The sequence below is a fragment of the Streptomyces daliensis genome, assembly GCF_054782395.1.
Map to the genome: position 1 here is coordinate 168,395 of NZ_BAAGSO010000088.1, position 12,228 is coordinate 180,622.

Here is a 12,228-nt window from a genome sequence, read left to right on the forward strand (position 1 = left end):
AGGACAGCCGGAATTGTGTGATGGACGCGACGCTCGGGCCCGGCCTACCGTCGGGGCCATGCCTGCTTCGACCACCGCCTCACCCTCCGCCGCCACACCCGCCACTCCCTCGGCCCACACCGCCGCCTCCGCCGAGCGCTTCTGGGCCGACGCCGACAAGCACCTCGTGCGCTACGGGGGCCCCTTCACCCGCGAGATCGTCGACCGCGCCGCCGGGAGCTTCGTGTTCACCGAGGACGGCCGGAAGATCCTCGACTTCACCTCCGGCCAGATGAGCGCGATCCTCGGCCACTCCCACCCCGAGATCGTCGAAACCGTTCAGCGGCAGGTCGCCTCCCTCGACCACCTCTACAGCGGCATGCTCAGCCGCCCCGTGGTCGACCTTGCGCGGCGGCTGGCCGAGACGCTGCCCGCGCCGCTGGAGAAGGCGATGCTGCTGACGACGGGCGCCGAGTCGAACGAGGCCGCGATCCGGATGGCCAAGCTGGTCACCGGCGGGCACGAGGTCGTCTCGTTCGCGCGGTCCTGGCACGGCATGACGCAGGCCGCCGCCTCCGCCACCTACAGCGCGGGCCGCAAGGGCTACGGCCCCGGTGCTCCGGGCAACTTCGCCATCCCCGCGCCGCACGCGTACCGCCCCGACTTCACCACGGCCGAAGGGGAGCTGGACTGGCGCCGTCAGCTCGACTTCGCCTTCGACCTGATCGACGCCCAGTCGACGGGCAGCCTCGCCGCGTGCCTCGTCGAGCCGATCCTCAGCTCGGGCGGCATCATCGAGCCGCCCGTCGGATACTTCGCGGCGCTCCAGGAGAAGTGCCGGGAGCGCGGCATGCTGCTGATATTCGACGAGGCGCAGACCGGCCTGTGCCGTACGGGAACCTGGTACGCGTTCGAGCGCGACGGCGTCGTCCCGGACATCATCACCCTGTCCAAGACGCTCGGCGCGGGACTGCCGCTGGCGGCGGTGGTCACCAGTGCCGAGATCGAGGAGAAGGCGCACGAGCGCGGGTTCCTGTTCCTCACCACACATGTCTCCGACCCGCTGGTGGCCGCCGTCGGCAACACCGTCCTCGACGTCCTGACCCGGGACAGGCTCGACGAGCGGGCGCACGCGCTCGGCACGTTCCTCCGCGACGGCCTGACGGACATCGCCGAGCGCCACCCCGTCGTCGGTGACATCCGCGGCCGGGGCCTGCTGGCCGGGCTCGAACTCGTCGTCGACCGCGAGACGAAGGAGAGCTCGGACGAGCTGGGCGCGCGCGTCACCCGGCGCTGCCTGGAACTCGGCCTGCACATGAACATCGTCCAGCTCCCCGGCATGGGCGGCGTCTTCCGCATCGCGCCCCCGCTGACCGCCACCGAGGAGGAGCTTTCCCTCGGCCTGGCGATCCTGGACGAGGCGATAGCCGACACCTGCGCCGCGCTCTGACCGCCCCGCGCCACCGTCCCCCTCGCGCACGGAGCCCAGGGGGACGGTGCGCCGGTCAGGCGTCCTGCCCCAGGAGCGCGGTGACGCGGATCTCGACGCGCATGTTCGGGGCGCCGAGTGCCGGAACGCCGATCTGGGTCCAGATGGGGGCGCGGTCACCCATGTGCTCGCGGAACTGCTCCACCATGACGCGGCCGTGCACCTCTCCGATGAAGTCCGGGGAGTCGGGGATGTGGTACGAGTTCACAGAGATGACGTCGTGCCATGTGGCGCCCGCGGTGGCGAGGGTGCGTTCGACGTTCTCGAAGGCCCGGACGATCTCTTCCTCCAGGGACTCGGGGAAGTTGAAGTCGTCGTCCCACCCGCCCTGGCCCGAGATCTCGACGCGGTCGCCGAGCCGGACCGCCTGCTGGTAGTGCATGTTGGCCAACTGGGTGTCGCCGTATCCGGGCGTGGCGAAGAACTCCGGCTTGCTCATGGCAATTCCTTTCCCGATCACTTCACACGCGTTCACTTCACGCGTGAAGTGAACCTAGCATGCTTCGCTTCACGCGTGAAGTGATAGCCGTTCGGTAAGGTGCCGCCATGCCCACCCCCGCGAACCCGAGCCCGAACCCCGGCGAGGACGCCCCCGACGGCGCGCTGTGGCTGAGCGCCGACGAGAAGGACGCGTGGACCGGGCTGGCCTCGCTGGTCCTGCTGCTGCCGGGACGGCTGGAGTCGCCGCTGCAACAGCAAGCCGGTCTGACCCTCTTCGAGTACATGGTCCTCAGTCAGATCTCGGAGGCCCCCGACCGCCGCCTGCGGATGAGCGAGCTGGCCTACCTCGCCAACGGCTCGCTCTCGCGGCTGTCCAACGTCGTCAAACGGTTCGAGCGGCGCGGCTGGATGGAGCGTTCGCCCGACCCCGACGACGGCCGCTACACCCTCGCGGCCCTCACCGACACCGGGTACGACGTGGTGGTCGCCGCCGCACCCACCCATGTGCGCGCGGTACGGCAGTGCGTGCTCGACCCGCTCACCCCGGAGGACCAGCAGGCGCTCGCCCGTATCGCCGCCAAGCTGCGCGTACGGCCCGTCGACCTCGCGTAGCCGCGCCGCCGACGTCCTCGCCCGTGTGCTCTACGGCTCCACCGTCCAGTGCCGGAGCTTCTCGGGGTTGCGTACCGCCCAGATGCGCGTGATCCGGTCGTCCGCGACGTCGAACGCCAGCACCGTCACGACGGAGCCGTCCTGGAGGACCACCAGGCCGGGCTGACCGTTGACCATGCGCTCCGTGACCACCAGCCGGGGCCCCGTGCCGGTGAACCGGACGATGTGGTGCGCGATCCGCTCGCTGCCCTCGACCGGCCTGGGCAGCGCGTTGACGAGCCCGCCGCCGTCGGCGGTCACCGTGGCGGCCGGGTCCAGCAGGCCGATGAGCGCGTTGACGTCCATGGCCTCCCACGCCTGCTTGAAGTCCCGCACGATACGGGCGTGTTCGGACGCCGGGGGCGCGGGCGACTGTGCGGCGCGGACGCGGCGCCTGGCCGAGGAGGCCAGCTGACGGCACGCCTCCGGCGTACGGCCGAGGATCTTGGCCACCTCGGCGAAGGGGTGGCAGAAGACGTCGTGCAGGAGGAACGCGACGCGCTCGGCCGGTGTCATCAGTTCGAGCACGACGAGGAAGGCCATGCTGACCGACTCGTCGAGGGTGACGCGGTCGGCCGGGTCGGTGGGACCGGCCGCGGCCCCGGACGGCAGCGCGGCGGCACCCTCCGCGCGCCCCGGCAGCGGCTCGGGTATCCACGGGCCGACGTAGCGCTCCCGCCGGGCCCGCGCCGAGCGCAGCTGGTCCAGGCAGATGCGGCTCGCGACCCTCGTCAGCCAGCCGCCCGGTGACGCGATGGCCTCCTGCTGCTGCCGGGGCATCGCGTACCAGCGTGCGTAGGTCTCCTGGACGACGTCCTCGGCGTCGGCCAGGGAGCCGAGGAGACGGTAGGCGAGGTTGATCAACCTGCGCTGCTCGCTCATGAGCACGCTCAGGCCCGGGTCGGTCAGGTCGTCTCGTGGCACGGACGAGGTGGTCATGGTGTCGACGGCTCCTTCGGTCGCTGCTGCCCTCACCCGTACGACGGAACACGGGGCCGGACTGTGACGTCGGTGCGTCGCCTCACACTCCCGGTGGCCGTGCCGTCGGAGTACCGAGACACCGTGATACCGAGAAGGGCAGACACACCATGACCACCTCCGCGAACATTCCGGCGAGCGACTCCGCCGCGAGCACCACCTCCGCGACGACCGGGCAGGACGACACCTCGCGGTCCCGTCTGCCGGACCCCATCCAGTTCTTCCCCGAACTGGCGGCGTTCGCCGGAGCCATGGCCAAGGCGGTGGGGAACGGTTCGATACCGCAGACCACCGTCGGCCTGGTGCAGCTACGGGCCGGACAGATCGTCGGCAGCACCTACCACGCTGTCCGGCAGACCAACGACCTCCTCAAGGCGGGGGAGACGGAGGAGCGCATCACCGCCGTGGCCTCATGGCAGGACGCGCCCTTCTTCACCGACGCCGAACGGGTCGCACTGGAGCTGGTGGAGGCCGTCCTCACACCGAGGCCGCTCGGGGAGCGTGTCTCCGACGAGCTGTACGCCAGGGCGTCCGCGCACTACGACGACAAGGCGTTGTGGACGCTCACCCTGGCGATCGGCCTGATCTGCTTCTTCATCCCCGTGGCCCTCATCGCCAAGCCGATCCCCGGCAGGGTCCCCGGGCAGAACTACAGCAGGTGACCACGGAGCCCGGGACGCGGCGCACACCGAGTGCGCCCCGCCCCGGGCTCCTGCGCGCAGGGCGGGCGCGTACCAGGTCATGGGCGGTGTGTGTACGAGGAACGGCACATCATTCCTTCGGGTGGCGTAATCCCTGAGGACGCAGAGGTCGCCTTGTCTGCTGGCACGATGAATGACGGCAAAGGTTCTGACCAGGCAGGTATGTCGCCTATGTCGCCCTGCCCGCTGCAGACGGCCCCCTTGCAGGAGGTTCCTCGTTGACCCATCGCCAAGTGTCCCCCCAGCACGTCGATGGCCAAGCGCCGTCCCCGGACCCCGCGTCCGAGGCGGCCGGCACCGCCGGTCCGCCGGTCGAGGTCCTGCCGGTGACGGCGGCACAGCGCGAGGTCTGGCTCGCCGAGCAGCACTACCCCGAGACACGTGAGGCACTGCGCCTGGGGGAGTACCTGGAGATCCGCGGCCCCGTCGAGCCCGCCGTCTTCGAGGAGGCGCTGCGCCATGTGGTCTCCGAGGCCGACGCGTTGCGGGTGCGCCTGGTGCCCGGCGAGGACGGACCCGTTCAGCTCCTGGAGCGCGAGCTTCCCTGGACGCTCCCGTTCGTCGACGTCAGCGACGCACCGGACCCGGAGGCCGTCGCACAGGCGTGGATCTCCGCCGACCTGGCCCGGCCCCTGGTCCTGGCCTCGGGGCCCCTGTTCAGCTTCGGGCTGCTCCGGTTGGCGCCGGACCGGTTCTGGTGGTGCCACTCCTACCACCACGGTGCCGTGGACGCCTTCGGCTACTCCCTCGTCGCGCGGCGGGTCGCCGAGGTCTACACGGCCCTGACGCGCGGCGAGAAGGCCGGGCCCGGTCCGTTCGGTCCGCTGTCGGCGCTGGTCCAGGAGGACCTGGACTACCAGGAGTCCGAGGACCGCGCCGCCGACCGCGCGCACTGGACGCGGCAGTTGTCCGGGTGGGCGCGTACCGGCGCGTCCTCGCCCGGCGGGGGCGAGCCCGGTGCGAGCGCCCCGGGCAGCGTGCCGAGGCAGCGGCCCCCGGCCGAAGGCCCGCCGTCCGGGGGCGTGGTGGCCCCTGCCGTCCCGAGAACCGCGCTGCTGCCGCTGCCGCGGCCAGGGGCACTGCGGGAGGCGGCCTCGCGTGCCGGGGTCTCCCGGTTTCGCTTCGTGTTCGCGGCCGTGGCGCTGTACGAACACCACCTGACGGGTGTTCAGGACGTGGTGATCGGGCTGACCGTGGCGGGCCGGGTGGGCCCGGCCTCCCGAGGCACTCCGGGGATGCTGGCCAACAGCGTTCCGGTACGGCTGACGGTCCGGCCCGGCATGTCGCTGGGGGCGCTGCTCGCCCAGGCCGACGAGCGGATGCGCGAGGCGCTGGAGCACCAGCGCTACCGCGCGGAGGACCTGCACCGCGACCTCGGCCTGTCCCGTGGCCCCGGCGCGGTGTTCTCACCGATGGTCAACCTCATCGGATTCGACTACCACTTCTCCTTCGCGGGCCACCCGTGCACGGCGCACAACCTCTCCTTCCCGCTGGGCGCCGATCTGATGGTCATGGTGTGGGACCGCCGCGACGGCTCAGGCCCGCACATGAGGCTGCACGCACCACCGGACGTGCACGGCCAAGCGGAACTCGTGGACACCCAGCGGCGCCTGCTGGACTTCCTGGCGCGCATGGCGGACCTCGATCCCGCACTCCCGGTCGGCGGGCTCGATGTGCTGTCGGCCGGTGAGCGGCGGTCCCTCCTCGCGACGGGCGACGCCACCGGGTCCGGTGTGCCCGCCGCTCCGGTGCCGGTCCTGTTCGAGGAGCAGGTCCGCCGGGTGCCGGACGCGCCCGCTGTCGTGTCCGACGGCACCACGGTCACGTACCGGGAGCTGAACGCACGCGTCAACGCGCTGGCACACGCGCTGAGGGGCCGTGGCATCGGCGCCGAGGACATCGTCGCCCTCGCCCTGCCGCGCTCGGTGGAACTGGTCGTCGCCGAGCTGGCCGTGCTCAAGACCGGGGCCGCCTATCTGCCCGTCGATCCCGAATACCCTGCGGCGCGAAGGGAGTTCATGCTCGCCGACGCCGGCCCGGCCCTGGTGCTGGACGATCCGCCGGCCCTGGCCCGGCTTGCCGAGGGGCAGCCGGACACCGACCCGGGCATCGCCGTGGACCCCCGGCACTCGGCCTACGTGATCTACACCTCGGGCTCGACGGGACGCCCCAAGGGGGTGGTGGTGCCGCACACCGGCATCGCCTCCCTCGTCGCGTTCCACAAGGAGCAGTTGGGGATCACCTCCGACAGCAGGTTCCCGCAACTCGCCTCGCCCAGCTTCGACGCCTGCACATGGGAGCTGTGCGTCACCCTGCTGACCGGTGCCGCGCTGGTCCTCGCGCCCCGTACCGACCCGCTGTCCGTCCTCACCGACCCCGGCGCGCGGATCACCCACGCGTTCGCGCCACCGTCGGCGCTGGCGGTGCTGGCCGAGAAGGAGAGCCCCGTCTCGACGCTGGTGGTGGGCGGCGAGCCGGTCCCGCCGGGACTGGTGGCACGGTGGGCTCCGGGACGCCGCCTCATGAACGTCTACGGTCCGACGGAGACCACCGCGATGGTGACCACCAGTCACCCGCTGACACCCGACGGCACCGCGCCGCCGATCGGCCGCCCGCACTCCGGCACCCGCGTCTACGTACTGAACGCCACCCTGCGCCCGGTTCCCCCCGGCACACCCGGCGAGCTGTACATCGCCGGTGTGTCCCTGGCCCGCGGCTATCTGCGGCGGCCCGGACTGACGGCCGAGCGGTTCGTCGCGGACCCCTACGGCCCGCCGGGGGCGCGGATGTACCGGACGGGCGACGTGGTGCGGTGGCGCCCCGACGGACAGCTCGACTACCTCGGCCGCGCCGACCGTCAGGTCAAGATCCGCGGTTTCCGCATCGAGCAGGAAGAGGTCGAGGCGGCGCTGACCGCCTGCCCCGGTGTGGCGCGGGCCGCGGTGCTCGCCCGCCGGGACCGGCAGCGGGAGGAACTCCGGCTCGTCGCCTACGTCGTGGCGGACGAGGACCGCACGACGCCGCGCTCGCTGCGCGAGCACCTGCGCGAGCGGCTGCCCGGCTTCATGGTGCCGTCGGCCTTCGTCATGCTCGACGAGCTGCCGCTGACCCCGAGCGGGAAGACCGACCGCGCGGCCCTGCCCGCGCCCGACGAGGAGGACTCCGGCGAGCCCGAAGGACGGGCACCGCGCACCCCGCGCGAACAACTGCTGTGCGAACTGTTCGCCGAGGTGCTGGGCGTGCCGTGCGGCGGCGTGGACACGGACTTCTTCGCCACGGGCGGCCACTCGCTCCAGGTGATCCGCCTGGTGTCCCGCATCCGCGCCGTGCTCGGCGTCGAGCTGCCACTGAACGCCCTGTTCGAGGCACCCACGGTCGCCCGCCTGGCGGCCCGCCTGGACGGCGCTGACGGGTCACCACGCCCCGCGCTGACGGTCCAGGAGCGGCCCGGCCCCGTTCCGCTGTCGTTCGCGCAGCAGCGGCTGTGGTTCCTGCACCGCGCGGAGGGCCCCAGCGCCACCTACAACATCCCCCTGGTGCAACGCCTGACCGGTGAGCTGGACAGGGGAGCGCTGGATCGGGCGCTGGGAGATGTGGTGGCACGGCACGAGAGTCTGCGCACGGTCTTCCCCGACGTCGAAGGCGAGCCCGTCCAGCGGATCCTCGACGCCTCCGAGGCGCGTCCCTCCTTGCCGGTCACCGGCGTGGCCGACGAGAAGTCGCTGCGGCAGCGGCTGTCGGCAGCCGTCCGCCACCCCTTCGACCTCGCCGTCGAACCCCCAATGCGCGCGGAGCTGTTCGCGCTGGAGCCCACCGAGCCTGCAGGGGCCGCCGAGCCCGCCGAGCATGTGCTGGCGATCGCCATCCACCACATCGCCGCCGACGGCTGGTCACTGACCCGGCTGGCCCGCGATCTGGCGACTGCCTACACGGCCCGGCGCCGAGGCCTGGAACCCGACTGGCCGCCACTGCCGGTGCGCTACACCGACTACACCCTGTGGCAGCGTCGGCTCATGGGCGCCCCCGACGACCCCCACAGCCTCCTCCGCCGCCAACTCGCCCACTGGACAACTGAGTTGGCGGATCTGCCCGACGAACTGGCGCTTCCCCGCGACCGGCCACGCCCCGCCGTCGCGTCGTACCGGGGCGGCAGGGTCACCCTCCACGTCGAAGCGGAACTGCACGCGAGGCTGACGGAACTGGCGTCGCGGTCGGGAACGAGCCTCTTCATGGTGCTGCACGCGAGCCTGGCGGCGCTGCTGACGAAGCTGGGCGCGGGCACGGACCTCCCCGTCGGCAGCGTCATCGCCGGACGTACCGACCAGGCGCTCGACGAGCTGGTGGGCTTCTTCGTCAACACCCTCGTGCTGCGCACCGACACCTCCGGCGACCCCGCCTTCACCGAGCTGCTGGAGCGCGTCCGCGACACCGCGCTGGCCGCCTACGCGCACCAGGACGTGCCCTTCGAGCAGCTGGTGGAGACCCTGAACCCGCCCCGGTCGCCGGGCCGCCACCCGCTGTTCCAGGTCGCGCTGTCCGTCGACGCCGACGAGGGCGCGGCGTTCACACTCCCAGGGCTGCGCACGACCAGCGTCCTGGTGCCGACGGAGACCGCCAAGTTCGACCTGGACATCGGCATCCGCGAGCGCCGCTCAGCGCAGGGAGAGTGCCTCGGCCTGAGCGGCACCCTCGACTACGCCACCGACCTCTTCGACCACGACACGGTCCAGCACCTGGCCGCGCGCTGGACGCGGCTGCTGGCAGCCGTCGTCCAGGACCCGGACCGCCCGCTCAGCCGCGTCGAGGTGCTGTCCGGCGCCGAGCGGCGCCTCCTCCTTGGGGGCGCCGACGAGGACGCCCCGGAGCAGGCACCCGCGGGCACGATCCCCGAGCTGTTCCACGCGCAGGTGCGCGCCACCCCGGACGCGGTCGCGGTGGTGGCCGACGACGGCACGCTCACCTACGCCCAGTTGCACGCCCGCGCGGCCCGGCTCGCACATGTGCTGACCGCTCGTGGCGTCGGCACCGAGGACGTGGTCGCTCTCGCCCTGCCGCGTTCGGGCGACCTCGTCGTGGCCGTGCTCGCCGTGCTCAAGGCCGGTGCCGCCTATCTGCCACTGGACCCGGACCACCCGGCCCCGCGCCTCGCGGCCATGACCGAGGACGCGCGGCCCGTACTGCTCCTCACCAGTACGGCGGTGTCCAGCGGCCTCGGTACGCGAGTGCCCCGGCTGCTGCTGGACGGGCCGAAACCGGCGGACGGGGACGCGGAGAAGGACACGGCCGAGATCGCGGACCCGGTGACGGGGCTGCTGCCCGACCATCCCGCGTACGTCATCTACACCTCGGGATCCACGGGGACCCCCAAGGGCGTCGTCACCCGCCACGCGAGCGTCGTCAACGTGGCGGCGCGCTACCGGCGCCAGGTGTTCCGTCCGGCGGCCGAACGCCTCGGGAACCGGCCGCTGCGGGTGGCCCTCACCGCCTCCGTGTCCTTCGACGCCTCCTGGGGCCAGCTCGCTGCCCTCCTCGACGGCCACGAACTGCATGTGCCCGACGCCGCCACCTGGGCGGAAGCGGACCGGTGCGTGTCCTGGCTGGCCGAGCACCGCATCGACAGCGTGGACGCCACCCCCTCGTACCTCCGTGTCCTGGCCGAGCAGGGCCTGTTCGCGCACGAGCGGTGGCGGCCCGGCGTGGCCGTACTCGGCGGCGAGGCGCTGCCGGACCGGCTGTGGGAGGAACTGCGGGCCGTGGAAGGGCTGACGGCCTACAACATGTACGGGCCGACCGAGTGCACCGTGGACTGCGTACAGGCCCGCCTGGACGCCTCCGCCACCCCGGTCGTCGGACGGCCGGTCCCCGGCACCCGCGCCTATGTGCTGGACGCCGCCCTGCGCCCTGTGCCGCCGGGCGTGACCGGTGAGCTGTACGTGGCCGGGGCGGGTCTGGCGCGCGGCTATCTGCGCCGCCCTGCCTCGACGGCCCAGCGCTTCGTCGCCGATCCGTACGGCCCGCCGGGGACGCGCATGTACCGCACCGGCGATCTGGCCCGCCACCGCCCCGACGGGCAGCTCGTCTTCGCCGGACGCGCGGACGACCAGGTCAAGGTGCGCGGCCACCGCGTCGAACCCGGCGAGGTCGAGGCAGCCCTCGCCGCACACCCCCGGGTCGCGCACGCGGCCGTGACAGCGCGCGAGGAGCGCCCCGGCGACACCCGCCTGGTCGCTTACGCCGTGCCCGCCCCCGGAGCCGAGGCCGACGCCGCCGAGCTGCGCGCCTACCTCCGCGCGCGCCTTCCCGCTCACATGGTGCCGTCCGCCTTCGTGGCGCTGGACGCGCTGCCGCTGACTCCGAACGGCAAGCTGGACCGCGCCGCACTGCCCGCTCCGGGCGGCGCGGCGGGTGCCTCGGGCGCCGGGAGCGGACGTCCGCCGCGCACCCCGCTGGAGCGGGCGCTGTGCGAGCTGTTCGCCGAGGTGCTGGAGCTGCCCGCGTGCGGCGCCGACGACGACTTCTTCGCCCTGGGCGGCCACTCGCTGCTCGCCGTCCGGCTGGCCCGCAGGATCGGCGAGACCCTGGCGCGTCCCTTCCGCCTCTCGACGCTCCTGGAGGCACCGACCCCGGTGGGACTGGCCCGGCACCTGAGCACGGACGAGCCCCGCACCCCACCGTCCTGGGTGCCGGAGACGGAAGCGCGGCTGAGCCCTGCTCTGCGCTTCCCCGCCGCCCGGCAGGAAGGCGGGCAGCGCGAGATCCTGCTGACCGGTGCCACGGGGTTCGTCGGTGCCTTCGTCCTGGCGGAGCTGCTGCGCGGGAGCGCGGCCCGGGTGCACTGTCTCGTGCGGGCGCGGTCCGAGGCGCAGGCACGGGAGCGGCTGGCCGACACCGCGCGGGCCTACGGCCTCGGCCCTGTGCTCAGCGATCCCCGGCTGAACGTCGTACGGGGCGACCTCGCGGCGGGCGGACTCGGCCTCGGGCCCGCGGAGTGGGAACGGTTGCGCGAGGGCGTCGACACCATCGTCAACTGCGGCGCGCGCGTCCACCACCTCTCGCCGTACGCACAGTTGAAGCCCGCCAACGTGGAGGGCACCCGCACACTGCTGCGGCTGGCGGCCGAGGGACGGCCGAAGGCGTTCCACCACCTCTCGACCCTCGCGGTGTTCCGGCCGGGCCCGGACCCCCGGACGGTCACGGAGGACGCGCCGACCGACGGCGAACGGCACCCCTTCGGGAGAGGCTACGCGGCGAGCAAGTGGGTGGCCGACCAACTCGTGGAGCGTGCCTTCGAGCGGGGCGCGAGCGGTGGCATCCACCGGCTCGGCCGCGTCTGGGCGCACACCACGACCGGTGCCTGCAACCGGGACGACATGTTCTCGCGGCTGCTCAGCAGTTGTGTGACGCTCGGCTGCTGGCCGGGGGATCCCGGACTCCGGGAGGCGCTGCTTCCCGTCGACGTCCTCGCCCGCGCCGTCGTCGCGCTGCTGCCGTACGACGGCGTCGGTGACGGCGACGGTGACGGTGACGGGGGTGGCGACGGTGACGGGGGTGGCGGCGTGCACGCCGTGCACCACCTCCACCACCCGCGCAGGACCGGACCCGGCGCCTTCCTCGCTGCGTACGACCGCGCACACGGGACGCACACCGAAGAGGTTCCGCTCACCGAGTGGCTGCGGCAACTGCGCCGCGCGAGCGCGCGAGGGCGGGACCTGCCGATCCTGCCCTACCAGGCACACCTTGAGGAGTACGCCGAGCAAGCACCCGCCGCGCGGCAACCGTCCCTGGAATTCGAGAACGACCGCACCCTCCACCGGCTGCGCCGACTCGGGGTCGCCGTCCCGGAGATCGACGAGCGCGCCATCCGCGCCTACTGGAACTTCGTCGAAGGGTGACACCTGCCCGGACACGCGGCACACCGATACGTCCGCAACGAGTGCCCGCGCCCGCGCCCGCGCCCGCCAGCAGTGTGACAGCCCCGCAAGCCCCTTT

General features: G+C 72.8%; 6 protein-coding genes. 4 read left to right on the plus strand and 2 right to left on the minus strand.

Annotated features, from left to right (window positions below):
- Positions 1–58: 58 nt before the first annotated feature.
- Positions 59–1,429, plus strand: a complete 1,371-nt coding sequence (locus ACYVOO_RS20180; RefSeq protein ID WP_461017042.1) for an aspartate aminotransferase family protein — start codon at positions 59–61, stop codon at positions 1,427–1,429.
- 55 nt (positions 1,430–1,484) lie between these two features.
- Here ACYVOO_RS20180 and ACYVOO_RS20185 read toward each other — a convergent pair whose 3' ends face one another.
- The gene (locus ACYVOO_RS20185; protein ID WP_461017043.1) at positions 1,485–1,907 is read right to left on the minus strand and encodes a Rid family hydrolase; all 423 of its coding nucleotides are present in this window, start codon (positions 1,905–1,907) and stop codon (positions 1,485–1,487) included.
- Positions 1,908–2,014: 107 nt separating this feature from the next.
- Between ACYVOO_RS20185 and ACYVOO_RS20190 the strand changes: the two genes are divergently transcribed.
- Positions 2,015–2,521, plus strand: coding sequence for a MarR family winged helix-turn-helix transcriptional regulator (locus ACYVOO_RS20190; RefSeq protein ID WP_461017044.1), 507 nt, complete (start codon positions 2,015–2,017; stop codon positions 2,519–2,521).
- Positions 2,522–2,551: 30 nt separating this feature from the next.
- On the opposite strand, the gene sigJ is transcribed toward ACYVOO_RS20190, so the two are convergent.
- Complete coding sequence (gene sigJ / locus ACYVOO_RS20195) at positions 2,552–3,499, minus strand: RNA polymerase sigma factor SigJ (protein ID WP_461017045.1); 948 nt, start codon at positions 3,497–3,499, stop codon at positions 2,552–2,554.
- A 149-nt stretch (positions 3,500–3,648) separates the two neighbouring features.
- Between sigJ and ACYVOO_RS20200 the strand changes: the two genes are divergently transcribed.
- The gene (locus tag ACYVOO_RS20200) at positions 3,649–4,200 is read left to right on the plus strand and encodes a carboxymuconolactone decarboxylase family protein (RefSeq protein ID WP_461017046.1); all 552 of its coding nucleotides are present in this window, start codon (positions 3,649–3,651) and stop codon (positions 4,198–4,200) included.
- A 272-nt stretch (positions 4,201–4,472) separates the two neighbouring features.
- Complete coding sequence (locus tag ACYVOO_RS20205; protein ID WP_461017047.1) at positions 4,473–12,131, plus strand: non-ribosomal peptide synthetase; 7,659 nt, start codon at positions 4,473–4,475, stop codon at positions 12,129–12,131.
- Positions 12,132–12,228: the final 97 nt, after the last annotated feature.

Coding starts and splice junctions, on each gene's coding strand:
- sigJ (WP_461017045.1), bottom strand. CDS start 3,499: ATGACCACCTCGTCCGTGCCACGAGACGACCTGACCGACCCGGGCCTG.
- ACYVOO_RS20200 (WP_461017046.1), top strand. CDS start 3,649: ATGACCACCTCCGCGAACATTCCGGCGAGCGACTCCGCCGCGAGCACC.
- ACYVOO_RS20180 (WP_461017042.1), top strand. CDS start 59: ATGCCTGCTTCGACCACCGCCTCACCCTCCGCCGCCACACCCGCCACT.
- ACYVOO_RS20190 (WP_461017044.1), top strand. CDS start 2,015: ATGCCCACCCCCGCGAACCCGAGCCCGAACCCCGGCGAGGACGCCCCC.
- ACYVOO_RS20185 (WP_461017043.1), bottom strand. CDS start 1,907: ATGAGCAAGCCGGAGTTCTTCGCCACGCCCGGATACGGCGACACCCAG.